The following is a 24,388-nucleotide window of genomic DNA, read 5'->3' on the forward strand; positions in this document are numbered from 1 at the left end:
TACCGTCACGTCCGTGCGTGCCGTACAGGTTACGGGTCGTCGGTGACAGCACCGCGGGTCGGCCCGGTCAGGGCGTGGAGGCGGTGAGGTCGCCGCGTCGGGGTGCCGCGAAGGCCGCCAGGTCGGCGCGGGTCAGTCCGGTCGCGTGGGCGACCTCGGCGAGGTCGAGGGCCCCGCAGTCCAGGCCGCGCAGCAGATAGCCGCTGAGGGCCTTGGCGGTGGCGGGCTCGTCCATGACGTCGCCGTCGGCGTGGGCGACGTAGCGGGCGAGGCGCGCGGCGGCCTGTTGGAAGCCCTCGCGGTAGAAGGCGAAGACGGCGGCGTAGCGGGTGGGGAGGTGGCCGGGGTGCATGTCCCAGCCCTGGTAGTAGGCGCGGGCGAGGGCGCGGCGGGTGAGGCGGTAGTGCAGCCGCCAGGCGTCGTGCACGTTCTCGGTCGTGCCGACCGGCAGGACGTTGGTGGAGCCGTCCGAGACGCGTACGCCGGTGCCCGCGGCGGCGACCTGCATGACGGCCTTGGCGTGGTCGGCGGCGGGGTGGTCGCTGGCCTGGTGGGCGGCGGAGACGCCGAGGCAGGCGCTGTAGTCGAAGGTGCCGTAGTGGAGTCCGGTGGCGCGGCCCTCGGCGGCCTGGATCATCCGGGCGACGGTGGCGGTGCCGTCGGTGGCGAGGATGGCCTGGCTGGTCTCGATCTGGATCTCGAAGCCGAGCCGTCCGGGTTCCAGGCCGTGCGTCTTCTCGAAGGCCTCCAGGAGCCGCACCATCGCGGTGACCTGCTCGGGGTAGGTGACCTTCGGCAGGGTCAGGACCAGCCCGTCGGGCAGCCCTCCGGCGGCCGTCAGGCCGGTGAGGAAGACGTCGAGGGTGCGGATGCCCCGGTCGCGGACGGCGGCCTCCATGCACTTCATGCGGATGCCCATGTACGGCGGCGCCGTGCCGTCGGAGTGCGCCTCGGCGATCAGCCGGGCCGCGCGGGCGGCCGTCTCGTCCTCCTCGGAGTCGGGGCGGGGGCCGTAGCCGTCCTCGAAGTCGACGCGCAGGTCCTCCACGGGTTCGCGTTCCAGTTTGGCGCGCACGCGCGCGTACACGGGTCCGGCCAGGTCGTCGCCGAGTCCGAGGACGGCGGCGAGGGAGGCGGCGTCCGGGGCGTGCTCGTCCAGGGCGGCGAGGGCGCGCTCGCCCCAGGTGCGGACGGTATCGGCGGTGAAGGCGTCGCCGGGGACGTAGACGGTGTGGACGGGCTGGCGGGTGCCGGGGTCTCCGGGGTAGCGGCGCTCCAGTTCGGCGTCGACCGGTGCGAGGGAGGCGCTGATCTCCTCGCTGACGGTGCCCGCGAGGCTCCTCCGCACCCTCTCCTGCTGGCCCTGACCCATTCCACTTCCTCCCTGCTGCGCCGTTTTCCGCAGTACGGAATCAACAATCCGTTGAATGAAGTTATCCGCCCGCCTTCCCGCCGGTCAACACCGCTTCCCCCGGGAGCCACTCCGCACTTTCGCCATGTTCACGCCCACCTCATGCGGCGGTAGAAGGCTGTGAGACGGAGGAGACTGGAGGAAGGAGCCCCCTGTGCCGATCCACAGCCGCGTCACACGCCGCCTGGGCCTGCGGACCGCCCTGGCCGCGGCGGCCGCCCTGCCCCTGTCCAGTACAGCACTGTCCGCCCCCGCCGCCTCGGCTGCCGAGCACCGCGACCGGCGCCTGCGCGTGATGTCTTTCAACCTGCGCTTCGCGAGCACCGCCGAACCCCACAGCTGGGCCGCGCGCAGACCCGTGACCCGGGAGCTGCTGCGCCGCGAGCGCCCCCATGTGCTCGGCACCCAGGAAGGCCTCTACCAGCAGCTGAGGGACATCGAGCACGACCTCGGCACGTCCTACGACTGGATCGGCACCGGCCGCGCGGGCGGCAGCCGTGATGAGTTCATGGCCGTCTTCTACGACACCCGGCGCCTCGCCCCGGTCGAGTACGACCACTTCTGGCTCTCCGACACCCCCGACGTCATCGCCTCCAACACCTGGGGCGGCGGCTCCATCCGGATGGTCACCTGGGTCCGCTTCCGCGACCTGGGCGACGGCGGTCGGGAGTTCTACGTCCTCGACACCCATCTGGACAACGCCAGCCAGTACGCACGCGCGCGTGCCGCCGCGCTCGTCGTCCAGCGGATCGACGGACTCGACCCCGCCCTGCCCCTGCTGGTCACGGGTGACTTCAACGTGCCCGCGCACCGCGACCCGGTCCACGACACCCTGCTGGCCGCCGGTCTGACCGACACCTGGGACAGCGCCGCCGAACGCGGCCCGCTGTACGGCACCTTCCACGGCTACCGGCCGCTCGTCCCCGACGGCGACCGCATCGACTGGATCCTGGCCTCCCGCGGCGTCACGGTGCACCGGGCCGACATCAACACCTTCTCCGTCGGCGGGCGGTTCCCGAGCGACCATCTGCCGGTGCAGGTCGCACTCACCCTTAGATGAGCGAAGGCCCCCGCGACCGGCGACGGTCACGAGGGCCTCGTACAGCTGCGGAGGGGGGATCAGCCCTTGCGGGTCTTGATCTCCTCGGTGAGCTGCGGGACGACGTCGAAGAGGTCGCCGACGACGCCGTAGTCGACGAGGTCGAAGATGGGGGCCTCGGGGTCCTTGTTGACGGCCACGATGGTCTTCGAGGTCTGCATACCGGCGCGGTGCTGGATGGCGCCGGAAATGCCGGAGGCGATGTACAGCTGCGGCGAGACGGACTTGCCGGTCTGGCCGACCTGGTTGGTGTGCGGGTACCAGCCCGCGTCCACCGCGGCGCGCGAGGCACCGACGGCCGCGCCGAGGGAGTCGGCCAGCGCCTCGATGATCGCGAAGTTCTCCGCGCCGTTGACGCCACGGCCGCCGGAGACGACGATCGCGGCCTCGGTCAGCTCCGGACGGCCGGTCGACTCGCGCGGCGTGCGCGAGGTGACCTTCGTCCCGGTGGCCTGCGCCGAGAAGGTGACGCTCAGGGCCTCGACCACGCCGGCGGCCGGGGCGGCCTCGACGGCGGCGCTGTTCGGCTTGACGGTGATGACCGGGGTGCCCTTGGTGACCCGGGACCTGGTGGTGAAGGCGGCGGCGAACACCGACTGGGTGGCCACCGGACCCTCGTCACCGGCCTCCAGGTCGACGGCGTCGGTGATGATGCCGGAGCCGATGCGCAGCGCGAGGCGGGCGGCGATCTCCTTGCCCTCGGCGGAGGACGGCACCAGCACCGCGGCCGGGGACACCGCCTCGTAGGCGGCCTTGAGGGCGTCCACCTTCGGCACGACCAGGTAGTCGGCGTACTCGGCGGCGTCGTCGGTGAGGACCTTCACGGCGCCGTGCTCGGCGAGCGCGGCGGCGGTGTCGGCGGCGCCGTTGCCGAGCGCGACGGCGACCGGCTCGCCGATGCGGCGGGCGAGGGTCAGCAGCTCCAGGGTCGGCTTGCGGACGGCACCGTCCACGTGGTCGACGTAGACGAGAACTTCAGCCATGGGACTTCTTCTCTCCTGCTTGCGAAAGATGAGGGGCGGTCAGCGAACTGGGGCTCAGATGAACTTCTGGCCCGCGAGGAACTCAGCGAGCTGCTTGCCGCCCTCGCCCTCGTCCTTGACGATCGTGCCCGCGGTGCGCGCGGGGCGCTCGGCCGCGGCGTCGACCGTGGTGTACGCGTTCTCCAGGCCGACCTCGTCCTCGTCGATGTCCAGGTCGGACAGGTCCCAGGACTGAACCGGCTTCTTCTTGGCGGCCATGATGCCCTTGAAGGACGGGTAACGCGCCTCGCCCGACTGGTCGGTGACGGAGACGACCGCGGGCAGGGATGCCTCCAGCTGCTCGGAGGCGGCGTCGCCGTCACGGCGGCCCTTGACCGTGCCGTCCTCGACGGAGACCTCGGAGAGCAGCGTGACCTGCGGGACGCCCAGGCGCTCGGCGAGCAGGGCGGGGACGACGCCCATGGTGCCGTCGGTGGAGGCCATGCCGGAGATGACCAGGTCGTAACCGGCCTTCTCGATCGCCTTGGCCAGGACCAGGGAGGTGCCGATGGCGTCGGTGCCGTGCAGGTCGTCGTCCTCGACGTGGATCGCCTTGTCGGCGCCCATCGACAGCGCCTTGCGCAGCGCGTCCTTGGCGTCCTCCGGGCCGACCGTGAGGACGGTGACCTCGGCGTCGTCGGCGTCCTCCGCGATCTGGAGCGCCTGCTCGACCGCGTACTCGTCCAGTTCGGAGAGCAGGCCGTCCACGTCGTCGCGGTCGACGGTCAGGTCATCGGCGAAGTGCCGGTCGCCAGTGGCGTCGGGCACGTACTTCACAGTGACAACGATCCTCAAGCTCACGCCGGCTCTCCTACTGCATCGTCATTTCTCGGCTGCCTCTTGCAGGCAGCATAGGCGCCCCAAGCGGCCGATCCCGGTCGGGGCGGTCCGCGCTCCAACCGAAATATTACTCGTCAGTACACCCAGTTCGTTCCCGCTAAGCAAGCGCTTTGAACTGTGACCTTCGCAACGCAGCGTAACCGGAACCGGACGGTTTCGCAGACCGGGGTGGGCGGTGATCAATCCCGCAGCGCGGTGAAGCGTCCTTGGTGGTAGAGGAGCGGGCGGCCGGTGCCCGTGGGATCGCCCAGGGCGACCTCGGCCAGCACGATGCGGTTGCCCGCGGCGGGCACCAGGGAGACCACCCGGCACACCAGCCAGGCGAGCACCCCGTCCAGCACGGGGACGCCCTTCGGGCCCTCGCGCCAGGAGGTGGGGGCGGCGAAGCGGTCGGCGCCGCTGCGGGCGAAGGTGGCCGCCAGGTCACTCTGGTGCTCGCCCAGGATGTGGATGCCGACGTGGTCGGCGCCCGATATCGCGGGCCAGCTGGAGGAGCCCGCGCTGACGCTGAAGGAGAGCATCGGAGGGTCGGCGGAGACCGAGGTGAGGGAGGTGGCGGTGAAGCCGACGGGACCCGTCTCACCACGGGCGGTGATCACCGCGACCCCGGCGGCGTGCCGCCGGAAGGCGGAACGCAGCAGGTCGGGTGAGGCGAGCCGATGGGCACCGAGGTCGGAGGTGGCCGTCATGGAGTGATCTCCGGCAGCATACGGTCAGAGTGACGATAGGTGGTGTGTGCAGTCAAGTTGGTCCCGGGATGTGGGAGACGGCTCACCGGCCTCCCGGCTGGACGACTCACCGGCCTCACGACTCCCCCACGGCCACTCCGAGCGCGGCGATCACGTCCGCCTTACGGGGCTGTCCGGCCGCCCTCCGCACGATACGGCCCCCGGCATCGAGGACCAGTACAGTCGGCGTCCCGCGGACGTCGAGGGCACGCACCAGGTCCAGCCGGGCCTCGGCGTCGATCTCGACATGGGCGACACCCGGAACCATGGCCGCGACCTCCCCGAGCACCCGCCGGGTGGCGCGGCAGGGCGCGCAGAAGGCGCTGGAGAACTGCACGAGCGTGGCACGTTCGCCGAGTTCCCCGCCCAATTCGGTTGATTGCAACCGGTTTTCACCGCCGGGCACGGGCACCGTCCGCTCCACCACGTTCGTTCACCTCTCAGGTCACCACCCCCGTACAGCGTCCCCGGCGCCGCGATGATTCCCGGTTCGCGGGCACAGGACGTGACGAGGATCTCCCCGTTCACCGGCACCAGGGCTGGCTACCCGTACGTTCTTGGGGCACGATCTGCGAGATGCCGTAAACCTACGGCTGCGTAACTTTCCCGCCGGGAGCCTCTTCCCGGGCGGAGAAGGAAGGGTCAACACCGTCCATGGCAGAGCTTGTCTACCGTCCCGTCATCGGTCTCGCCCTCACGATGTTCAAGGCGTGGGACTTGAAGATCGACTGCAAGGGTTCGGAGAACATCCCGCGCTCGGGCGGCGCTGTGCTGGTGAGCAATCACATCAGCTACCTGGACTTCATCTTCAACGGTCTCGCCGCGCTCCCGCAGAAGCGCCTGGTGCGCTTCATGGCGAAGGACTCCGTCTTCCGGCACAAGGTCTCCGGCCCGTTGATGCGCGGCATGAAGCACATCCCCGTGGACCGCGAGCAGGGCGAGGCCGCCTACGCGCACGCGCTGGCCTCGCTGCGCTCCGGTGAGGTCATCGGGGTCTTCCCGGAGGCCACGATCTCGCAGTCGTTCACGCTGAAGAGCTTCAAGTCGGGCGCCGCGCGCCTGGCCCAGGAGGCGGGCGTGCCGCTGGTCCCGATGGCGGTGTGGGGCACCCAGCGGCTGTGGACCAAGGGCCACCCGCGCAACTTCAGGCGCAGCCACATCCCGGTCACCATCCGGGTCGGGGAGGCGATCGAGGCCTCCCGTGACCAGTACGCCGGCGCGATCACACGGCGGCTGCGCGAGCGGGTGCAGGAGCTGCTCGACGCCGCGCAACGCGCCTATCCGGCCCGCCCCAAGGGCGCGGAGGACTCCTGGTGGCTGCCCGCCCACCTCGGTGGCACGGCGCCCACCCCGGAGCAGATCCGCGCGGCCGAGGCCAGCTGAGGCATCAGCCTCCCGCGCGGACGGTCACGTCGGCGCCGGGGCTGAACTTCTCCAGCAGTTCCGCGAGTTCGACGGCGGCCGCCTCGATGTCGGCGACCGGCACCGGGTGAAGGCCCTCCAGCAGGAAGACGCCGGAGACGGTGTCCTCGGTGAGTCGGGTGCGCGGCCCCTGCCGCCAGTTCCAGCGGCGGCAGGTCACACCGAGGTCGTCGCGCCACACCACCTCACCGGCGTCGGGGTGTTCCACGGCCTCGGCGCCGCCCGCCACGGTGATGAAGTCCTCGTCCCCAGTGGCGCGCACCAGACGCATGCCGCCCTTGATGCGGTCGATGTCCTCGCCGCCGACGGGGATCAGATGGGCGACGCTGATCGCGTTGTAGAGGTCGACCAGCGCGTTGATCCGGGGCAGTCCGGCGTCCGACAGTGCCCGTTTGGCCAGCGCCTCCGCGGAGTTGCGGGTGCGGGAGGGCTTGGAGCCGAAGGCGGTGTAGACGGCGCGCCAGGCGGCCATGTGCGGGTCCTCGTGCGGGGCGCGCCAGGCGGCCATGTGCGGGTCCTCGTGCGGGGCGCGCCAGGCGGCCATGTGCGGGTCCTCGTGCGGGGCGCGCCCGGCCAGGCGGGCGGCGAGCCTGCGGGCGGCGTCGTCGAGGAGCGTCGAACTCGCTTCCGTGCTGGGCCCGTTGGTCAGGCCGTGCGCCTCCACGACGACGGGGGTGAAGCCGGGCGCGAGGGCGCGTACCTCGTCGGACACGGTCAGCGTGAGAGTCATGGTCCGCCTTGCCTCAGAGTGCGGTGGGGAGTGTCTTCCCCAGCTGCGACCGGTCGGTGGCGGCCTTGAGGACGCTGAGCACAACCGGGTGTGGTTCAGCGTACAGTACCGGATAGTCCACCTCACTGGACTCCGGGTCGGGGGTCCAGGCCAGGCGTTCCCCGTCCAGGGAGAACCGGGCGTCCACGCCGGGTTTGTTGCCGCGCGGGTCCTGCCGGTGCCAGGCGCCGCGGAACCGCACCGCGACCAGTCCGTGCACGCCGTACCCGGCGCCGCCGTCCAGGGCGAGCCGCTGGTAGCAGAGCGCGGCGGGGATGTCCTCGGCGCGCAGCAGCGCGGCGAGCGCGTGCGCCTTGGCGTGGCAGACGCCGGTGCGCCGGGTGAGCACGTCCGAGGCGCGCCAGGTGACGCGCGGGTCGCCGGAGTCGTCGGAGTGCGGGATGGCGTCACGGACGAACTCATAGGCGGACTGCACATAGGCATACGAGTCGCTGGCACCCCTGGCCAGTCGGGCGGCCGTCTCCCGCACCATCGGGTGCTCGTGGTCGATGACCTCGTCGGCCACGAGATACGCCGACAGGTCGGGGGTGTTCTGGATCAGCTGCATGCCCGCAGAGCATAGGTATGCGATCACCCGGGAGTCAATGACTTTCCGGGTGACCGCATACTTATGCGGCACTCCAGTCTGTCTAGCGCGCCATCTCCTCCTTGAGCGCGGCGACGAAGGCGTCCACGTCGTCCTCGGTGGTGTCGAAGGCGCACATCCAGCGGACGTCCCCCGCGGCCTCGTCCCAGAAATAGAAGCGGAACCGCTTCTGCAACCGCTCGCTCACGTCGTGCGGGAGGCGGGCGAAGACCGCGTTGGCCTGCACCGGGTAGAGGATCTCCACCCCGTGCACGGCCCGCACGCCCTCGGCGAGGCGCTGCGCCATCTCGTTGGAGTGCCGGGCGTTGCGCAGCCACAGGTCCTTCGCCAGCAGCGCCTCCAGTTGCACGGACACGAACCGCATCTTGGAGGCGAGCTGCATGGACAGCTTGCGCAGGTGCTTCATGTGCCGGACGGCGTCCTGGTTGATGACCACGACGGCCTCGCCGAACAGGGCGCCGTTCTTGGTGCCGCCCAGGGAGAGGATGTCCACGCCGACCGCGTTGGTGAAGGTCCGCATGGGGACGTCCAGCGCGGCGGCCGCGTTGGCTATCCGGGAGCCGTCCAGGTGGACCTTCATGCCGTGCGCGTGGGCGTGGTCGCAGATCGCCCGGATCTCCTCCGGGGTGTACAGCGTGCCCAGCTCGGTGCTCTGGGTGATCGAGACGACCTGGGGCATAGCCCGGTGCTCGTCCTCCCAGCCGTACGCCTGCCGGTCGATCAGCTCGGGGGTGAGCTTGCCGTCCGGGGTGGGCACGGTGAGCAGCTTCAGCCCGCCCATGCGCTCCGGCGCGCCGCCCTCGTCGACGTTGATGTGCGCGCTCTCGGCGCAGATCACGGCGCCCCAGCGGTCGGTGACCGCCTGGAGCGCGACGACGTTCGCCCCCGTGCCGTTGAAGACCGGGAACGCCTCGGCGGTGGCGCCGAAGTGGCTGCGGACGATCCGCTGGAGGTTGTGGGTGTAGTCGTCCTCGCCGTAGGCGACCTGGTGCCCGCCGTTGGCCAGGGCCAGGGCGGCGAGCACCTCCGGGTGGGCCCCGGCGTAGTTGTCGCTGGCGAAACCGCGGACCTCGGGGTCGTGATGGCGACGCGCGTCGGTCTTCGCAGGGTTCACGGCTTCTCGGTGAGCCACAGACGGTGTCCGTTCACTTCCGCGGCGGGCCGGTCCCAGACACCGACGACGGCCTCGGCGAGATCCTCGACGTCCGTGAAGCCCGCGAACTTCGCGTTGGGGCGCTCGGCGCGCATCGCGTCGTGCACCAACGCCTTCACCACCAGGATCGCAGCCGCCGAGGTCGGACCCTCGGCGCCCCCCGCCTTGCGGAAGGCGTCGGCCAGCGCGAGCGTCCAGGCCTCGGCCGCGGCCTTGGCGGCGGCGTACGAGGCGTTGCCCGCCGTCGGCCTGGTCGCGCCCGCGGCGCTGATCAGCACGTACCGGCCGCGCTCGCTGCGCTGGAGGCCCTCGTAGAAGGCGAGCGAGGTGTGCTGCACCGTGCGGATCAGCAGCAGCTCCAGGAAGTCCCAGTCGTCGAGCCTGGTCTTGACGAAGGTCTCGCTGCCCCGCCACCCGCCGACGAGGTGGACCAGGCCGTCGATCCGGCCGAACTCCTTCTCGGTGCGGTTGGCCCAGTCGCGGGTGGAGTCGAGGTCGAGCAGATCGACGGTCTCGCCGGTGACGGTGGCGCCGCCGTGCGCGTAGCGCGCGGCGTCCACGGCCTCCGCGAGCCGCTCCGGGTCGTTGTCCGCGCCGACGACGGTCGCGCCCGCCTCGGCGAGCCGGCGCAGCGCCGCCCGCCCGGCGGGCCCGCCCGCACCGGCGACCGCGATCACCGCACCGTTGAGCGCCCCGTTCCCCATGGTCCTCGCCTCCTGAGCCGTCCGAGCCGTGGTGCGCGTACCGTCGCTCACGCGGCGGCCCGCTCGGCGCGGTCCGCCCGGATGCCCCGGGTCGAGGCAATCACGTTCTTGAGCTTCTTGGACAGCGCCTCGTAGAACATGCTCAGCGGAAACTCGTCCGGAAGCACGTCGTCGACGAGCTTGCGGGGCGGCTGGGTCAGGTCCAGGGCGTCCGGGCCCTTGGCCCACTTGGAGCCGGGGTGCGGGGCGAGGTAGGTGGAGACCAGCTCGTACCCGGCGAACCAGTGGACCAGCTTCGGCCGGTCGATGCCGTCGCGGTAGAGCTTCTCGATCTCGGCGCAGAGCTGGTTGGTGATCTGCGGGGCGCGCTGCCAGTCGATGGACAGCTTGTTGTCGGTCCAGCGGACGACGTCGTGCTTGTGCAGGTAGGCGAAGAGCAGCTGGCCGCCGAGGCCGTCGTAGTTGCGGGTGCGCTCGCCGGTGACCGGGAAGCGGAACATGCGGTCGAACAGCACCGCGTACTGCACGTCACGGGCCTGCGGGACACCCTCGTCGGCCAGCTTCACGGCCTCCTTGAAGGCGGTGAGGTCGCAGCGCAGCTCCTCCAGGCCGTACATCCAGAACGGCTGCCGCTGCTTGATCATGAAGGGGTCGAAGGGCAGGTCGCCGTGGCTGTGGGTGCGGTCGTGGACCATGTCCCACAGCACGAAGGCCTCCTCGCAGCGCTTCTGGTCGTGGACCATGGCGGCGATGTCCTCGGGCAGCTCGAGGCCGAGCAGGCCGACGGCGGCCTCGGTGACCCGGCGGAAGCGGGCGGCCTCACGGTCGCAGAAGATGCCGCCCCAGGTGAAGCGCTCCGGGGCCTCGCGCACGGCGATGGTCTCGGGGAAGAGGACGGCGGAGTTGGTGTCGTACCCGGCCGTGAAGTCCTCGAAGGTGATGCCGCAGAAGAGCGGGTTGTCGTAGCGGGTGCGCTCCAGCTCGGCGAGCCACTCGGGCCAGACCATGCGCAGCACGACCGCCTCGAGGTTGCGGTCCGGGTTGCCGTTCTGGGTGTACATCGGGAACACGACCAGGTGCTGGAGGCCGTCCCGGCGGTCGGCGGCGGGCTGGAAGGCCAGCAGCGAGTCCAGGAAGTCGGGCACGGCGAAGCCGCCCTCGGCCCAGGCGCGCAGGTCCGCGACGAGGGCCGCGTGGTAGGCGGCGTCGTGCGGGAGCAGCGGGGAGAGCGTCTCCACGGCGTCGGTGATCCGGCGTACGACGGCCTCGGCGTCCGCGCGGGCCGGTGCGCCCGCTGCCTCGAAGTCGATCGATCCGTCCTTGGACTGCCATGGCCGGATCTGCTCCACGGCATCCTTGAGCACGGGCCACGCCGGGTGCTCCACCACCCTGTCCGCGGGAGGAACCCGGCCCTCCGTCGCCACCTGCACAAGAATTTCCGTCATGTCCCATCCTCCGCTGGAGAACCTTGCGTGCGGAAACCGTATACACATCAGGTTCCCTCCAGCAAGACGAGCGAACGGAAATCCTCCTGCTCACACCCCGCTTTCACCGCACGTTTTCCTGTCAGCCAGTCTTGGCGCAACGACTTCTACCCACAACTGGGCTACGCATGCAGCTCCTTGATCAGCAGCTCGAACTCGAGGTCGTCGCGCTGCGGGACGCCGAACCGTTCGTCGCCGTACGGGAACGGGGTCGTCCGGCCCGTACGGCGGTAGCCGCGGCGCTCGTACCAGGCGATGAGGTCCTCGCGTACGGAGATCACCGTCATGTGCATCTCCTTCGCGCCCCACTCCTCGCGCACCAGCCGCTCCGCCTCGGCCATGACCGCCTTGCCGACCCCGCCGCCCTGGAGCGTGGGGCTGACCGCGAACATGCCGAAGTAGGCGTGCTCACCGCGGCGCTCCAGCTGGCAGCAGGCGACGACGGCACCGTCCCGCTCCACGGTCAGCAATCTGCTGGCGGAGGAGCGCACGACCTCCAGCACGCCCTCGGGATCGGTCCGCTGCCCGTGCAGGATGTCCGCCTCGGTCGTCCACCCGGCCCGGCTGGAATCCCCCCGGTACGCCGACTCGATCAGCGTGACCAGGGTGTCCACGTCCTCGACGGTGGCATCACGGAAGCTCAGTGTGGTGGTGGCGGTGGCGGCGGTGTTCATGCGATACGTCCCCGGATCTCGGCGCGGCTCGGACCGGGACGAGCCTAACCCCGCCGTTAGGCTCCGCCGCATGGTGCACGTACTGAGCAGCCGCTTCCTGCTGCGCCCCACGGACCCCGAACGCTCCCGCGCCTTCTACGGCGGTCAGCTGGCCCTCCCCGTCTACCGCGAGTTCGGCACCGGCCCGGACCGCGGCACCGTCTACTTCCTCGGCGGCGGCTTCCTGGAACTCTCCGGCCGCTCCGACGTGCCCCCGTCCCCCGCCACCCGCCTCTGGCTCCAGGTCCCCGACGCCGCGGCGGCCCACGACGAACTGCGCGGGGCGGGCGTCACCGTCGTGCGGGCGCCGGTGCGCGAGCCGTGGGGCCTGATCGAGATGTGGATCGAGGACCCGGACGGCGTGCCCATCGTGCTGGTGGAGGTACCCGCCGACCATCCGCTGCGCTACCGCCCGGGGATCTGAGGCGCCCGCTGGCCGGGCGGCAGGCCCGGCCTTAGCGTGCTGGAGGGGGCGCCCGCTGGGAGAGGAATGGCATGAAGCTCGACAGGCCGGTGACCGGAGGGCCCTGCTGGGCGGAGCTGGGGACGAGCGACGTGGCGGGAGCCCGGCGGTTCTACGAAGGGCTGTTCGGGTGGCGGGCCGAGACCGATCCCCGGCAGGAGGCGGGCGGGTACACCGTCGCGCACCTCGGGGACGCCCCGGTCGCCGCGCTGGCCCCGCTGTACCAGGAGGAGCAGCCCGTCGCCTGGAACGTGTCGTTCGCCGTGCCCGACGCGGACGCCGCCGTGGCGCGGGTGACCGCGTGCGGCGGCGCGCCGGTGTTCGGGCCGACGGACGTGTTCGACCTGGGGCGGTTCGCGGTGGCCGTCGACCCGGGCGGCGCGGCCTTCCAGATGTGGCAGGCGCGCACCTTCGCCGGGGCCGGGGTGTTCAACGCGCCCGGCTCGCTCGGCTGGGTGGAGCTGCTGACCCGGGACCCGGCCCGCGCCACCGACTTCTACACGACGGTGTTCGGCTGGACCGTGCACGCCTCCCGGAACTACAACCAGTGGGGCGTCGACGGCGCGGACTTCGGCGGCATGGTGACGATGGACGAGAAGTTCCCGCCGGAGGTGCCGCCGCACTGGCTGCCGTACTTCGCCGTCGAGGACGTGGACGACGCCAACGCCGTGACCGTCCGGGCGGGCGGCGCCGCGCTGATGGACCCGACGTCGTTGCCCGACGGGCCGCGGATCGCGGTGCTGCGGGACCCGCAGGGGGCGATGTTCGGCGTCTACCGGTCCGGCTCCGGGTTCTGAGGCGGTTCAGGGGCCCGGGGCGGGCCACTGAGGCCTCAAAGGCGGGGCGGACCCCGAGGCTCAAGGGCGGGGCGGGCCGCCCAGCCTGCCCTCCAGCTGTCCCAGCAGTTCGCCCAGCAGCGCCGCCAGCTCGCCCTGCTGGGACAGCCCCAGCCCGGACAGCACCGCCGTCTCGTAGGCCAGCTGCTCCGGCAGGATCCCGTCGACGAGGGCGCGTCCGGCGTCCGTGAGCCGCACATGGGCGACCCGCCGGTCACGGGTGTCGCCGCGCCGTTCCACCAGGCCGCGCTCGGTGAGCTGCTTGAGGCGCTTGGTGACGGCCGCGCCGGAGGAGAAGGTCTCGCGGGCCAGTTCCCCGGGGGTGAGTTCATGGCCGGTGCGGCGCAGCGCGCCGAGCAGGTCGAACTCGGGGCGGCTGAGTCCGGCCCGGCGCAGCGGGGCGTCCTCGGCCTGCTGGAGGAGGGCGGCACAGCGGTTGACCCGGCCGATGATCTCCATGGGGCCGGTGTCGAGGTCGGGGTGGACGGCTCGCCACTGCCGTACGACGGCCGCGACCGTGTCGCCCGTCGCCGTGCGGCCGCCCGCGCCGCCGCCCGTCGGCCGTCCGTTCGTCCCCGTCATGCCCGTGCGTCCTCCGTCTCCGTGCCGTCGCCCTCCGGCGCACCGGTCGCCTCCCGGGCCCGGTCCGGGAGCAGTCCCTGGCGTCGTACCGTATCGGCGAGCGTACGGTGTCCGGCCTGCTCGGCGCGGACGACCCGCTCCTGGGGCAGGGCCCGCTGCCACCACTCGCCGGACGCGACGTCGGCCGTGGCCCGCAGTTCGGCCAGCGCGGCGGCGAGTTCGCGGCGGGCCGCTTCCAGGGCGGCGGGGCCGGGGGCGGGTGCGGCCAGCAGGCGGGCGGCGCGTTCCCGGGCGCGCTCGGCCCGGGCCAGGGAGCGCTCCACGCGGTCGCCCGCGCGGCGGTCGGTCACGGCGACGGCGGCGCCGAGGCCGACCAGCGCCCCGACCAGGGTGTCCACGATCCGCTCGGTGATCAGCTCACCCGGGTCGTGGAAACCGGTGAACTCGGTGATGAGCAGCGCCATCGGGGTCACACACACGCTGCCGAGCCAGTAGTTGCGGCTGATCAGCGCCTCGGCGCCGAAGTTCAGGGCGAGACAGCACAGGACCAGCGCCGCCCCGCCCAGATGGGCCACCGGTGCGATGACGGCGAACAGCAGCACACCCGCGAGGTTGCCGACCACGCGCTGCACACAGCGGCTCCAGGTCAGGGTGAGGTTTGCCTGGTAGAGGGCGGCAGCCGTCACCAGGGCCCAGTAGGGGCGGCCGATACCGAGCGCGAGGGACGCGTATCCGGCCAGGGCGCAGCCGAGGGCGGTGCGGGCGGCCACGGGGGTGAGCGCTCCGAGGCGGGCCGTCAGGGGGCGGGGCGCGGCGGCGCGTTCGGGGGCGGCGCCGAGGAGTTCGGCGGTGGCGCCCGCGCTCGGGTGCGGCCTCGGGACCGGTCCGGTGCCGCACAGGTCGCGGGCCCATGCGCGCAGCCGCTCCGGGTCGGTGTCGGCGGGCGCGGCGAGGGCCACCTCGGCGCGGACGACGAGGTGTTCCAGGGCGCGCCGGGTCGCGGAGGGCGCGCTGGCGGACAGCACGGTCCCCCAGGCGGCCTGGACGGCGGTGGCCGCGGCGGCACGCGTGCGGGCGTGGCCCGGTGCGGTGCCGCGGGTGGCTGCGTGGGCGGCGGCCGCGTGGAGGGCGGCGGCGGTGGCGCGCCGCTCGGGGCCGTGCGGGCGGAGCAGTCCGGGTGCCATGCCGACCAGCCAGGCCCAGGCGCCCGCCGCCGCGGCCAGGGCCAGATGGCCGGGGATCTGGGCGGCGGTCTGGGGCGCGAACAGCGCGGCGGAGCTGACGAAGGTGAGGACGACGTTGCCGGGCGGGCCCAGCCGGGTGGCGTCGCTGAGCGCCTTCTGCACGGTGGCCAGCAGGGCGCCCACGGCGACCAGGACGACCGCGTCGTCGGTGAGCGCGGCGGTGAGCAGGGCGGCGGCGAGACCGCCCAGCATGCCGAGGACGACCAGGGCGAGGGTGCGGGCGCGGGCGGCGTACGGGCGGTTGTGGGCGTACAGGGCGCACAGCGATCCGGCCATGGTGTACGTCGCCAGGTCGAGGTGGCCGAGGGCGAGCAGGACCAGGTTCGGCGGGGCCACGGCGGCCACCACGCTCAGGGCCGGCTTGAACCAGATGGCGGAGGGGCGGCCGAGGCGCAGCACACCGGCGAGGGGGAGGCGGGGCGGTCGGGGGGCGGGGGTCGTCGTACCGCGCATGGAGAAATGTTAGCAGGTGTTTTACTTGTAAATCTTGCCTCCCCACATCCCTCGCGGCGCGCTCCGCCGAACGCTCCCCCCGTACATCCCTGCGCTCGCGTGCGCGCCGCACGGCACGGGCATGCCCGACTGCGGGTGACCGTCGACGCGGGAGGTGTGCGTGCACGGACCGGTTCCGCCCGGCTGGCTCCTGGTCGCGCTCTGCGCGGCTGCGGGCGCCTACTGCCTGCTGCGGATGCGCAGCGCCGTCGAGGAGCAGCGCCGCTCCGCCGGCGGTGAGGCGCTGATGGGGTTCGGCATGGCCGCGATGGCGGTGCCCGCGACGGTGTTCGACCCGCCGGGCTGGGTGTGGCCGCTCTACACGGCGGTGTTCGGGGCGGCGGCGCTGCACGCCCTGTGGACGGCACGTCACGACGCCCGTCATCTGCACCATCTGGTGGGCGCGGCGGCCATGGTCTACATGGCGGCGGTGATGGCGGGCTCCCCCACGCACGCGACCGGGCACGGCCCGGGCGGCAGCGGCCTGCCCGCGCTGACCGGCGCGCTGCTGCTCTACTTCACCGGGTACGTCCTGCTGTCCGGCGTCCGGCTGGTACCCGTGCCCGCCGTGGCGGGCGGCCCGCCGGCCACCGGGTGGGCGGACCGGCCGGAGCTGGCGCGGGTGTGCAGGCTGGCGATGGGGATCGCGATGGTCGCCATGCTGCTCACCATGTGAGCGGCGCGGACCGGACCGGTGGGCGCCGGACCGGTGGACGAAACCGTGGTCTGTGTCACTTTGCCGCCGAGGACCGTCCCTGGCGGGGCCCGCGCTCCTAGGCTGGTTCCCATGATGGTCCCCGCGGCACTGCTGCTGCTCGGCGCGCTGACCGCCGTCGCCGCCCCCAGGCTGCTCGCCCGGGCCGACTGGCAGGACCGCGAACCGGTGGTCGCCCTGTGGGCCTGGCAGTGCGTGGTGGCCGCCGTGCTGCTGTGCTGCGCGCTGTCGATGACCCTCAGCGCGGCGGCCGCCTGGCAGGCGGTGCGCGGCCAGGTCTTCGCTCCGGCCCCGACCGCGGTGGTGGAGGCGTACGCGCTCGGCGCTGCCGGGCCCTGGGCCGCGGCGACCGCGGTGGCGCTGGCCTGCGGCGGGGCGTGGAGCGCGGCCATGCTGGTCCGTGAGGTGCTGCGGGCCCGCGCGCGGCGTCGGCTCCGCCGGGCCGAACTCCTCGTACGGGCGCCGCTGTTGCCCGGCGAACAGCCCGGTGAGGGCCGTCTGGTGGTGCTGGAGGGCGAGCGTCCCGACGCCTGGTGGCTGCCGGGGACGGCCCCGCGGCTGGTCGTCACGACCGCCGCGCTGCGCCGGCTGAAGGGCCGTCAGCTGGACGCCCTGCTGGCCCACGAGGAGGGCCACGCGCAGGCCCGCCACGACTGGCTGCTGCACTGCTCGTCGGCGCTCGCGGAAGGCTTCCCGCAGGTGCCGGTGTTCGCCGCGTTCCGGGACCAGATGCACCGGCTGGTCGAACTCGCCGCCGACGACGTGGCCTCCCGGCGCTTCGGCCGCCTCACCACGGCGCTGGCGCTCGTCGGGCTCAACGAGGACCGGGGCACGTTCGGCCCCTGTCCCACCCCGCACGCGCAGGTCCCGCAGCGGGTGCACCGCCTGCTCACGCCCCCGGACCGGCTCACCGCGGCCCGTCGGCTCGGGCTGACGGCGACGGCGGCGCTGGTGCCGGTGATCCCGGTGCTGGTGGCCTTCGGACCGGGGTTGCGCGCACTGGGCTGACCGCGCCCCCGCACCACCGCCCTCCGCTCCCCCAGGGACAAGATCCGGCCGTGTCCCGCCGCGGAGTTGGTGTCACGCCCCTCGGGTCGGCGAGGATCGCACCATGCACAACGCGCCCGTCGAACCCCCGCCCCGCCCGCCGGACCCGCGTGCCACCATCCGTGTGACGCTCGTTCTCGCCGGGTGCTCGCTGACCCTGCTGGTCCTCGTCGCCCTGGAATGGCGGCCGCTGGTCGCCCTCGACGACGGCATCGCCCGCACCACGCACCGCTGGGCCGTCCAGGACCCGAACCTCACCCAGGCGTGCCGCATCCTCACCGACTGGGTCTGGGACCCCAACACGATGCGCCTCCTCGTCGGGGCCGTGGTGATCTGGCTGGCCTGGCGGCGCTCGACGCGGTGGACGGCGGGCTGGCTGCTGGCGGCCGTGGCGCTGGGCACCGTGGTGCAGCAGTCCCTGAAGGCCGCGGTCGGCCGGGCCCGCCCGGTCTGGCCCGACCCGGTGGACTCCGCCCACTACGCTGCCTTCCCGTCCGGGCACGCCATGACGGCGACGGTGGTGTGCGGGCTGCTGCTGTGGCTGCTGCACCGGCACGGCGTCGACCGCGCCCTGTGGCGTGCGGCGCTCGCCCTGGCCCTGGTGTCGGTGATCGGCGTCGGGCTGACCCGGGTGTGGCTGGGCGTGCACTGGTTCACGGACGTGGTCGGCGGCTGGCTGGTCGGGGCGCTGGTGGTGGCGGCGGCCGTGACCGTCCACCAGCGGGTGGAGACGCCTGCCGAGCCCCAGCGGAACCCCAGGATCACGGCATGACCGCCGTGCTGTTCGACTTCTCCGGCACCCTGTTCCGGATCGAGTCCGCCGAGTCCTGGCTGCGGGCCGCGCTGTCCCACACCGGGATCACCCTGCCCGAGGCCGAGTCGGCCGCCACCGCGCGGGCGCTGGAGGAGGCGGGCGCGCTGCCGGGAGGGGCGTTCCCGGCGCGGCTGCCCGACGAGGTCGCCGAGGTGTGGGAGGTCCGGGACGAGAGCCCCGACCTGCACCGCGCCGCGTACACCGGCCTCTCCCGCCGGGTGCCGCTGCCCGACCCGAGGGTCCACGAGCTGCTCTACGACCGCCATCTGGCGCCCGCCGCCTGGACGCCGTATCCCGACGCCGCCGAAGTGCTCGCCGGGCTGCGCGGGCGGGGGATCAGGGTCGGGGTGGTCAGCAACATCGGGTGGGACCTGCGGCCGGTGTTCCGTGAGCACGGCCTGGACACCTGGATCGACGCCTACGTCCTGTCATACGAGCACGGCATCCGCAAACCCGACCCGCGGCTGTTCGAGAAGGCCTGCGCGGCGCTCGGGGCCGAGCCGCGGCGGACGCTGATGGTGGGCGACGACCGCCGGGCGGACGGCGGCGCGGCGGCGCTGGGCTGCGCGGTGCACTTCGTCGACCACCTGCCGGTCACCGAACGGCCCGCCGGGCTGCGCCCGGTGCTGGACCTGGTGGACGGCGTGGGCCCGCGGCCCTAGGACCGAACACATCCTCGGATGCCGGTCCGCTCTGGACGATCCCCCGCGTCGCCCAGAGCGGACGGCCCGTACCGGCCAGGCCCCACGGGCCGGACCGGACGCCCTGAGTATAGTTGGCTGGCAGCCAGTCAACGTCGGAGTCCAGCATGTCCCCTCGCAGCCCCGCGGTCAATGAAGAGTTGCGGCGGCGTTCGCGGGAGCGGCTCCTGCAAGCGGCCGTCGAGGTGGTGGCCGAGCGCGGCTACGAGGCCACGACGCTCGCGGACATCGCCGACCGGGCGGGATCGGCCCGCGGACTGGTGTCGTACTACTTCCCCGGCAAGCGCCAGTTGGTGCAGTCGGCCGTGCACCGGCTGATGCACCGCACGCTGGAGGAGGCGCTGGAGCGCGAGCCCCGCACCGACGACGGGCGGGAGCGGATGGCGCGGACCATCGACGCGATCCTGGGGCTGGCCCGGAACCGGCCGGTGCTGATGCGCCAGCACATGGCGGGGCTGCTCCAGGCCGAGGGTTTCGTGCAGTGCCCCGAGCAGCAGCGGCTGGCGGAGCTGTTGCGGGACACCGTCGCCCGGCACGGTTCGCACGACGTCGACGCCGACTATCCGATGCTGCGCGCCCTGCTGATGGGCGCGGTCTACGCGATGGTGCTGCCGAACGTCGGGATGCCGGTACGGCCGCTGCGCGCCGAGCTGTTCAAGCGCTACCGGCTGGACTGGCGGCTGGGAACCCCGCCGGACGCCGAGGCGCCCGGCGGGGCAGCCCGCGAGGACCTGTCACGGTTCTTCGCGACGGGTGACGATCAGTCGAAGTAGTCCGGCTGCGTCTGGACGTTCAGCTCGCCCAGCCGGATCTTCTTCGCCGGGTCCGTGCGCCGGTCGTCGATCTTCAGCACGTCGAAGCCCTTGGCGATGTCGTTCGAGTAGATGTATCCGTTGTAGTAGTACGCCGACCAGGAGCCGCCCGTGACCAGCGCGCTGGTGCTGAGCGGGCCGCGCTCGAAGTAGGCGATCTCCTTGGGCTTGGCCGAGTCGGTGAACTCCCAGACGGAGACGCCGCCCTGGTACCAGGCCTGGACCATCAGGTCCTTGCCCTTGACCGGGATCAGCGAGCCGTTGTGGGCGACACAGTTCTCGGTGTCGGCCTGGTGCCGCGGGATCTTGTAGTAGCTGCGGAAGACCAGCTTGCTCTTCTCGCCCTTGCCGACGATGTCGTAGATGCCGTTGGCTCCGCGGTTCGGACCGATGGCCTCGTTGCAGGTGGCGCCGCCGCCACCGCCCAGCTCGTCGGTGAACACGACCTTCTTGGCGGTCTGGTTGAAGGTCGCCGAGTGCCAGAACGCGAAGTTCACGTTGTCCTGGACCTGGTCGATGACCTTCGGGTGCTCCGGGTCCTTGATGGACATCAGGATGCCGTCGCCCATGCACGCGCCCGCCGCCAGGTCCTCGGAGGGCAGGACCGTGATGTCGTGGCAACCGGTGGTCTTGGAGACGCCCGGGTTGGTGGGAGCGCCCGGGTTGCCGCCGCCGTCCGGGCCCTCACCCGGGAACAGCACCGGGAAGCCGACGACCGCGGCCTTCTCCGGGGCCTTGCGCGGCACCTTGATGACGGAGATGCCGTCGTGCGGCGGCTGGCAGTCCGGGTAGGCCGCGTTCGGCGAGTACGAGGAGACGTAGACGTAGACGTTCTTGCGCTCGGGCACCAGCGTGTGGGTGTGCGAGCCGCAGGCGGTCTCGACGGCGGCGACGTACTTCGGGTTGCGCTTGTCGCTGATGTCGAAGACCTTCATGCCCTCCCACGAGGACTTCTCGGTCACCGGCTGGGTGGTGCTGTTGCAGCTGTCGTCGCTCCGCGAGGAGTCGGTGGACAGGAACAGCAGGTTGCCGGAGACGGAGATGTCGTTCTGGGAGCCGGGACACAGCACCTGGGAGACCGTCTTCGGGGCCTTCGGGTTGCTGATGTCGAAGATGCGGAACCCGTCGTAGTTGCCGGCGAAGGCGTACTTGCCCTGGAAGGCGAGGTCCGAGTTGGTGCCGGGCAGCAGGTCCTTGGGGATGTTCGTCAGGTGCCGGATGTTGGCGGAGTGGACGACCTCGTCCTGGGCGGGTATCTCGCCCTCGGTGATCGCCTCCTTCACCTCTTCCTGCGTGGCGCGGGAGACGCCTTCCCGCGCGTTGGGGGCGTCCCCGGGGTCGGGGGTGGCCATCGCCGGATGGGCGGTGAGCAGGGCCGCCATGAGTCCGACGGCCGCTGTGGCAACTCCGAGGCGTCTGTGCCGCGTTCGGGGGTCTTTCGACAGGGTCACTGCTTCCTCCCTCGTTCCGTTCACGAAGAACGGTGCACGGATCAACGAAGTATGGTCCTGGACATGGTCAGATCAAAAGAGGTAAACGAAGCTGTAATCAAGGTTTTTGATCAACGGGGCTCGGAAGCGTGCTAGGACGGTCGTCGACACTCACGAGGTGTCAACCGCTCCTCCCTCACCGGGAGAACCCCTGCCACAGGAGGTCGTCGTGCTCATCCGCCGTGCCCGCCGCGTCCGTTATGCCTCGGCCTGCCTGACCGCCCTCGCCGTCCTGGCCCTCGGCGCCTGCGACTCCGGCTCCGAGCCCGCGCCGGACGCGGCGAGCGGGCCGTCGGTGCTGGTGCCCGGCAAGCCCGGCGAGGAGAACCGGACGATGTCCGCCGAGGAGGCGGCTCAGCACCGCGCGGACGACGACAGCCCCAATTCGACGGATGTGTCCTACGTCAGGATGATGATCGAGCATCACGCGCAGGCACTGGAGATGACCGAACTCGTCCCGGACCGCGCCAAGTCGTCGAAGCTCACCGCGCTCGCCGACCGCATCTCCGCCGCGCAGGGCCCGGAGATCGCCGCCATGGAGGGCTGGCTCACCGAGCACGGGGAGGACAAGGGGGACGCCGCGGGCGGCGGCCACGACCACTCCTCGATGCCCGGGATGGCGACCGAGGAGCAGCTGAAGGAGCTGCGCGGGGCGCGCGGCGAGGCCTTCGACCAGCTCTTCCTCACGCTGATGATCACGCATCACGAGGGTGCGATCACCATGGCCACGGGTGTGAAGGCGCAGGGCAACAACGTCCGGGTCGAGGAGATGGCGGACGATGTGATCGCCCAGCAGACCAGTGAGATCACGCGGATGCGCAAGATGCTCTGAGACCGCCGGGTCCGGCGGCCCCGGGCCTCAGCGGCGCGCGTGACGCGCGGTCAGGAAGCCCGCGTCGCGCGCCTGCGCGATCAGCCGGAGCGCTCTGCGGCGGCTGTGGCCGGTGGCGCACATCACCGCGAGGACGGGGTCGAGGCCCTCCTCCTGGGCGGCCCGGTACTCCTCGGCGATCAGCCGACGGCCCTCCACTCCGAGCGGCCAGGCGGGCCGGGCGTGCCGCGATCCGCCGGGCCCCTGGGCGTCGTAGCGCTCCCCCGACGGCTGCCGCGCGGCGCCGCACGCCTCGGACAGCGGCTCCTCCAGCCAGTCGGCGAGCACGGTGAGGTCCTCGAGGGACAGCGCGGGCTGGGCGCGTACGTCCTCGATGGAGAGGCAGCCGTCGGACACCAGCGCGAGCGCGGTGACCTCGGCCCCGTCGCCGAACGCCAGCCGCACCTGGAACCACCTGGTGGCGCGGGCGCCCTCCTGCACCTCCCACGCGGGCCGCACGGACACGGTGCCGTCCGCCGGACAGCGATCAGAAAGATTAAGAAAGGATGCTTCGAGCACATACGCAACGTAACCGCATGATCACATTCCATACGAACGGACACGCGCGCCCGCGCCCCGGCCGCGCACCCTGTCAGCGCAACGCCCCTGGTGGGATGCTGGAGGCATCAGCGATCTCCTGATGAATCCCCCGGGTGAGGAGTTCCGCAGTGCTTCGAGTCGCCGTCGTCGGGTCCGGGCCGAGCGGGGTCTACACCGCGCAGGGGCTGGTGCAGCAGGACCCCGGAGTGCTCGTGGACGTCCTGGACCGGCTGCCCTGTCCGTACGGGCTGGTCCGGTACGGCGTGGCCCCGGACCACGAGAAGATCAAGTCGTTGCAGAACAACCTGCGTACGGTGCTGGAGCACGAGCGGGTGCGGTTCCTCGGCGGGGTGCACATCGGCTCCGGCGGAGTGCCCGCCGCCCGGCTGCGGGAGCTGTACCACGCGGTGGTGTACTGCGTGGGCGCCGCCACCGACCGGCATCTGGGCATCCCCGGCGAACAGCTGCCGGGCAGCTTCTCGGCGACCGAGTTCGTGTCCTGGTACAGCGCCCACCCGGACGCCGCCGCCGACTCCTTCGTGCTCGGCGCCCGCTCCGCCGTGGTGATCGGCGTCGGCAACGTGGCGGTGGACGTCACCCGGATCCTGGCGCGGGGCGCGGGGGAGCTGAGCCCGACCGACATGCCGCAGCCCGCGCTGACCGCGCTGACCGCGAGCCGGGTGACCGACATCCACATGGTGGGGCGGCGCGGGCCCGCCCACGCCCGGTTCACCACCAAGGAGCTGCGTGAGCTGGGCACCCTGCGGGAGGCCGAGGTGATCGTGGACCCGGCGGAGCTGGCGCTCGACCCGGCGTTCGCCGACCCGGCCGCGCTGCCCGCCGTGCCGCGCCGGAACATCGAGGTGCTGCGGGGCTGGGCGGACCGTGCGCCACGGGGTGCCGCGCGGCGGATCCGGGCGCGGTTCTTCCTGCGGCCGGTGGAGCTGCTGGCCGACGGCGGGCGCGTGGGCGCGGTGCGGTTCGAGCGGACGGCGCCGGACGGGCGGGGCGGGGTGGTCGGCACGGGACGGTACGAGGAGATCGAGGCGCAGCTGGTGCTGCGGTCGGTCGGCTATCGCGGAGTCCCCCTGGAGGGGCTGCCGTTCGACGCGGAGCGCGGCACGGTGCCGCAGTCGGCGGGGCGGGTGCTGCGCGCAGGCGTGGTGGCGCCGGGCGAGTACGTGGCGGGCTGGATCAAGCGGGGGCCGACGGGGGTCATCGGCACCAACCGGCCGTGCGCTAAGGAGACGGTGACTTCGCTGCTGGAGGACGCCGCCGCGCTGGTGCGTCAGGAGCTGCCGGGGGACCCCGTCGACGGGCTGCGGGCACTCGGCGTCGAACCGGTCGAGTGGGCCGGGTGGCAGGCGATCGAGCGGGCGGAGGCGGAGCTGGGGGCGTCCCTGGGGCGGGGCGTGGTGAAGCTGCCGGACTGGGAGTCGCTGCGGGCGGCGGCACGGGGGGTGCCGTAGCCGCCTCCCCGAGCGGGGCGCGGTGCGGGCGGCGGCACGGGGCGTACCGTAGCCGCTTCCCCGAGCGGGCGCGGTGGTCGCGGCGGTTCCGGCGCTCGTGCGGGGCGGCGCGGGGTGGTTCGGGCGAGTCGGGGACGGAGACGGGAGTTGGGGGTACGGCTCTGGGCGCGAAGGAGGCGGTCCAGGAAGGGGGCGGCAGCCGGTTGACCCGGCAGGGGCGGGCGCCTTGACCTCGGCAAGGGCGAGCGCCTTGACCCCGGCAAGGGCGAGCGCCTTGACCCCGGCAAGGGCGAGCGCCTTGACCCCGGCAAGGGCGAGCGCCTTGACCCCGGCAAGGGCGAGCGCCTTGACCCCGGCAAG

At 72.5% G+C, this 24,388-nt stretch carries 26 protein-coding genes; 11 read left to right on the forward strand and 15 right to left on the reverse strand.

What is annotated here, in order from left to right; genetic code table 11:
• Positions 1-67: 67 nt before the first annotated feature.
• On the reverse strand, positions 68-1,372 hold the full coding sequence (locus tag KBY47_RS25975; RefSeq protein WP_210924847.1) for an aldolase/citrate lyase family protein: 1,305 nt from the start codon (positions 1,370-1,372) through the stop codon (positions 68-70).
• 193 nt (positions 1,373-1,565) lie between these two features.
• Between KBY47_RS25975 and KBY47_RS25980 the strand changes: the two genes are divergently transcribed.
• The gene (locus KBY47_RS25980) at positions 1,566-2,471 is read left to right on the forward strand and encodes an endonuclease/exonuclease/phosphatase family protein (RefSeq protein WP_210924849.1); all 906 of its coding nucleotides are present in this window, start codon (positions 1,566-1,568) and stop codon (positions 2,469-2,471) included.
• Between the two features lie 59 nt (positions 2,472-2,530).
• Here KBY47_RS25980 and KBY47_RS25985 read toward each other — a convergent pair whose 3' ends face one another.
• From KBY47_RS25985 to KBY47_RS26000, 4 genes are all read right to left on the reverse strand, one after another.
• Complete coding sequence (locus KBY47_RS25985; RefSeq protein ID WP_210924850.1) at positions 2,531-3,493, reverse strand: electron transfer flavoprotein subunit alpha/FixB family protein; 963 nt, start codon at positions 3,491-3,493, stop codon at positions 2,531-2,533.
• Between the two features lie 54 nt (positions 3,494-3,547).
• Complete coding sequence (locus tag KBY47_RS25990) at positions 3,548-4,333, reverse strand: electron transfer flavoprotein subunit beta/FixA family protein (protein WP_210924853.1); 786 nt, start codon at positions 4,331-4,333, stop codon at positions 3,548-3,550.
• 218 nt (positions 4,334-4,551) lie between these two features.
• Positions 4,552-5,061: a flavin reductase family protein gene (locus tag KBY47_RS25995; protein ID WP_210924855.1), complete on the reverse strand. Its 510-nt coding sequence runs from the start codon at positions 5,059-5,061 to the stop codon at positions 4,552-4,554.
• Between the two features lie 115 nt (positions 5,062-5,176).
• On the reverse strand, positions 5,177-5,506 hold the full coding sequence (locus KBY47_RS26000; protein WP_374103108.1) for a TlpA family protein disulfide reductase: 330 nt from the start codon (positions 5,504-5,506) through the stop codon (positions 5,177-5,179).
• Positions 5,507-5,754: 248 nt separating this feature from the next.
• On the opposite strand from KBY47_RS26000, the gene KBY47_RS26005 reads away from it, so the two are divergent.
• Positions 5,755-6,483 carry a lysophospholipid acyltransferase family protein gene (locus KBY47_RS26005; RefSeq protein ID WP_210924857.1) on the forward strand — a complete coding sequence of 243 codons (729 nt, stop codon included), beginning with the start codon at positions 5,755-5,757 and terminating at the stop codon, positions 6,481-6,483.
• Positions 6,484-6,487: 4 nt separating this feature from the next.
• On the opposite strand, the gene KBY47_RS26010 is transcribed toward KBY47_RS26005, so the two are convergent.
• From KBY47_RS26010 to KBY47_RS26035, 6 genes are all read right to left on the reverse strand, one after another.
• On the reverse strand, positions 6,488-7,252 hold the full coding sequence (locus KBY47_RS26010) for a B3/4 domain-containing protein (RefSeq protein ID WP_210924859.1): 765 nt from the start codon (positions 7,250-7,252) through the stop codon (positions 6,488-6,490).
• 13 nt (positions 7,253-7,265) lie between these two features.
• Positions 7,266-7,859 carry a transglutaminase family protein gene (locus KBY47_RS26015; RefSeq protein WP_210924861.1) on the reverse strand — a complete coding sequence of 198 codons (594 nt, stop codon included), beginning with the start codon at positions 7,857-7,859 and terminating at the stop codon, positions 7,266-7,268.
• An 82-nt stretch (positions 7,860-7,941) separates the two neighbouring features.
• A complete protein-coding gene (locus KBY47_RS26020) occupies positions 7,942-9,012 on the reverse strand; it encodes a low specificity L-threonine aldolase (protein WP_210924863.1) in 1,071 nt (356 codons plus the stop codon).
• Positions 9,009-9,755, reverse strand: coding sequence for an SDR family oxidoreductase (locus tag KBY47_RS26025; RefSeq protein WP_210924865.1), 747 nt, complete (start codon positions 9,753-9,755; stop codon positions 9,009-9,011). The genes KBY47_RS26020 and KBY47_RS26025 overlap by 4 nt, the downstream gene beginning before the upstream one ends.
• Before the next feature lie 47 nt (positions 9,756-9,802).
• Positions 9,803-11,200 carry a DUF6421 family protein gene (locus tag KBY47_RS26030; protein ID WP_210924867.1) on the reverse strand — a complete coding sequence of 466 codons (1,398 nt, stop codon included), beginning with the start codon at positions 11,198-11,200 and terminating at the stop codon, positions 9,803-9,805.
• Between the two features lie 161 nt (positions 11,201-11,361).
• A complete protein-coding gene (locus KBY47_RS26035) occupies positions 11,362-11,913 on the reverse strand; it encodes a GNAT family N-acetyltransferase (RefSeq protein ID WP_210924869.1) in 552 nt (183 codons plus the stop codon).
• Between the two features lie 70 nt (positions 11,914-11,983).
• On the opposite strand from KBY47_RS26035, the gene KBY47_RS26040 reads away from it, so the two are divergent.
• On the forward strand, positions 11,984-12,376 hold the full coding sequence (locus KBY47_RS26040; RefSeq protein ID WP_210924871.1) for a VOC family protein: 393 nt from the start codon (positions 11,984-11,986) through the stop codon (positions 12,374-12,376).
• Between the two features lie 71 nt (positions 12,377-12,447).
• A complete protein-coding gene (locus KBY47_RS26045; protein ID WP_210924873.1) occupies positions 12,448-13,212 on the forward strand; it encodes a VOC family protein in 765 nt (254 codons plus the stop codon).
• A 60-nt stretch (positions 13,213-13,272) separates the two neighbouring features.
• Here the strand turns inward: KBY47_RS26045 and KBY47_RS26050 are convergent, their stop codons facing one another.
• The gene (locus tag KBY47_RS26050) at positions 13,273-13,833 is read right to left on the reverse strand and encodes a MarR family winged helix-turn-helix transcriptional regulator (protein WP_210924875.1); all 561 of its coding nucleotides are present in this window, start codon (positions 13,831-13,833) and stop codon (positions 13,273-13,275) included.
• Entirely contained in the window at positions 13,830-15,530 is a 1,701-nt protein-coding gene (locus tag KBY47_RS26055; protein WP_210924877.1) for an FUSC family protein, read from the reverse strand. Before KBY47_RS26055 ends, KBY47_RS26050 begins: the two co-directional genes overlap by 4 nt.
• A gap of 160 nt (positions 15,531-15,690) precedes the next feature.
• Between KBY47_RS26055 and KBY47_RS26060 the strand changes: the two genes are divergently transcribed.
• The 5 genes from KBY47_RS26060 (at position 15,691) to KBY47_RS26080 (ending at position 19,619) form a co-directional block, all read left to right on the forward strand.
• Positions 15,691-16,245 (forward strand): DUF5134 domain-containing protein, encoded by a 555-nt coding sequence (locus tag KBY47_RS26060; protein WP_210924879.1) that lies wholly within the window; start codon positions 15,691-15,693, stop codon positions 16,243-16,245.
• A gap of 111 nt (positions 16,246-16,356) precedes the next feature.
• A complete protein-coding gene (locus KBY47_RS26065; RefSeq protein WP_210924881.1) occupies positions 16,357-17,292 on the forward strand; it encodes a M56 family metallopeptidase in 936 nt (311 codons plus the stop codon).
• A 103-nt stretch (positions 17,293-17,395) separates the two neighbouring features.
• Positions 17,396-18,103: a phosphatase PAP2 family protein gene (locus KBY47_RS26070; RefSeq protein WP_210924883.1), complete on the forward strand. Its 708-nt coding sequence runs from the start codon at positions 17,396-17,398 to the stop codon at positions 18,101-18,103.
• Complete coding sequence (locus KBY47_RS26075) at positions 18,100-18,807, forward strand: HAD family hydrolase (protein WP_210924885.1); 708 nt, start codon at positions 18,100-18,102, stop codon at positions 18,805-18,807. The genes KBY47_RS26070 and KBY47_RS26075 overlap by 4 nt, the downstream gene beginning before the upstream one ends.
• A gap of 146 nt (positions 18,808-18,953) precedes the next feature.
• Complete coding sequence (locus KBY47_RS26080) at positions 18,954-19,619, forward strand: TetR/AcrR family transcriptional regulator (RefSeq protein ID WP_210924887.1); 666 nt, start codon at positions 18,954-18,956, stop codon at positions 19,617-19,619.
• On the opposite strand, the gene KBY47_RS26085 is transcribed toward KBY47_RS26080, so the two are convergent.
• Positions 19,607-21,109: an LVIVD repeat-containing protein gene (locus tag KBY47_RS26085; protein WP_210924889.1), complete on the reverse strand. Its 1,503-nt coding sequence runs from the start codon at positions 21,107-21,109 to the stop codon at positions 19,607-19,609. The genes KBY47_RS26080 and KBY47_RS26085 overlap by 13 nt on opposite strands.
• Before the next feature lie 208 nt (positions 21,110-21,317).
• Between KBY47_RS26085 and KBY47_RS26090 the strand changes: the two genes are divergently transcribed.
• Positions 21,318-21,980, forward strand: coding sequence for a DUF305 domain-containing protein (locus tag KBY47_RS26090; protein WP_210924891.1), 663 nt, complete (start codon positions 21,318-21,320; stop codon positions 21,978-21,980).
• Positions 21,981-22,007: 27 nt separating this feature from the next.
• Here the strand turns inward: KBY47_RS26090 and KBY47_RS26095 are convergent, their stop codons facing one another.
• On the reverse strand, positions 22,008-22,484 hold the full coding sequence (locus KBY47_RS26095) for a DUF6214 family protein (protein WP_210924893.1): 477 nt from the start codon (positions 22,482-22,484) through the stop codon (positions 22,008-22,010).
• 203 nt (positions 22,485-22,687) lie between these two features.
• Between KBY47_RS26095 and KBY47_RS26100 the strand changes: the two genes are divergently transcribed.
• Positions 22,688-24,028, forward strand: coding sequence for an FAD-dependent oxidoreductase (locus tag KBY47_RS26100; protein WP_210924895.1), 1,341 nt, complete (start codon positions 22,688-22,690; stop codon positions 24,026-24,028).
• Positions 24,029-24,388 lie beyond the last annotated feature (360 nt).

Source organism: Streptomyces sp. B93, assembly GCF_018070565.1.
Lineage (GTDB): Bacteria > Actinomycetota > Actinomycetes > Streptomycetales > Streptomycetaceae > Streptomyces.

Excerpts from the sequence above, each read along its gene's own strand:
- KBY47_RS25975 (WP_210924847.1), bottom strand. The coding sequence starts at position 1,372 with ATGGGTCAGGGCCAGCAGGAGAGGGTGCGGAGGAGCCTCGCGGGCACC.
- KBY47_RS25985 (WP_210924850.1), bottom strand. The coding sequence starts at position 3,493 with ATGGCTGAAGTTCTCGTCTACGTCGACCACGTGGACGGTGCCGTCCGC.
- KBY47_RS25995 (WP_210924855.1), bottom strand. The coding sequence starts at position 5,061 with ATGACGGCCACCTCCGACCTCGGTGCCCATCGGCTCGCCTCACCCGAC.
- KBY47_RS26005 (WP_210924857.1), top strand. The coding sequence starts at position 5,755 with ATGGCAGAGCTTGTCTACCGTCCCGTCATCGGTCTCGCCCTCACGATG.
- KBY47_RS26010 (WP_210924859.1), bottom strand. The coding sequence starts at position 7,252 with ATGACTCTCACGCTGACCGTGTCCGACGAGGTACGCGCCCTCGCGCCC.
- KBY47_RS26015 (WP_210924861.1), bottom strand. The coding sequence starts at position 7,859 with ATGCAGCTGATCCAGAACACCCCCGACCTGTCGGCGTATCTCGTGGCC.
- KBY47_RS26025 (WP_210924865.1), bottom strand. The coding sequence starts at position 9,755 with ATGGGGAACGGGGCGCTCAACGGTGCGGTGATCGCGGTCGCCGGTGCG.
- KBY47_RS26030 (WP_210924867.1), bottom strand. The coding sequence starts at position 11,200 with ATGACGGAAATTCTTGTGCAGGTGGCGACGGAGGGCCGGGTTCCTCCC.
- KBY47_RS26035 (WP_210924869.1), bottom strand. The coding sequence starts at position 11,913 with ATGAACACCGCCGCCACCGCCACCACCACACTGAGCTTCCGTGATGCC.
- KBY47_RS26040 (WP_210924871.1), top strand. The coding sequence starts at position 11,984 with ATGGTGCACGTACTGAGCAGCCGCTTCCTGCTGCGCCCCACGGACCCC.
- KBY47_RS26045 (WP_210924873.1), top strand. The coding sequence starts at position 12,448 with ATGAAGCTCGACAGGCCGGTGACCGGAGGGCCCTGCTGGGCGGAGCTG.
- KBY47_RS26050 (WP_210924875.1), bottom strand. The coding sequence starts at position 13,833 with ATGACGGGGACGAACGGACGGCCGACGGGCGGCGGCGCGGGCGGCCGC.
- KBY47_RS26055 (WP_210924877.1), bottom strand. The coding sequence starts at position 15,530 with ATGCGCGGTACGACGACCCCCGCCCCCCGACCGCCCCGCCTCCCCCTC.
- KBY47_RS26065 (WP_210924881.1), top strand. The coding sequence starts at position 16,357 with ATGATGGTCCCCGCGGCACTGCTGCTGCTCGGCGCGCTGACCGCCGTC.
- KBY47_RS26070 (WP_210924883.1), top strand. The coding sequence starts at position 17,396 with ATGCACAACGCGCCCGTCGAACCCCCGCCCCGCCCGCCGGACCCGCGT.
- KBY47_RS26075 (WP_210924885.1), top strand. The coding sequence starts at position 18,100 with ATGACCGCCGTGCTGTTCGACTTCTCCGGCACCCTGTTCCGGATCGAG.
- KBY47_RS26080 (WP_210924887.1), top strand. The coding sequence starts at position 18,954 with ATGTCCCCTCGCAGCCCCGCGGTCAATGAAGAGTTGCGGCGGCGTTCG.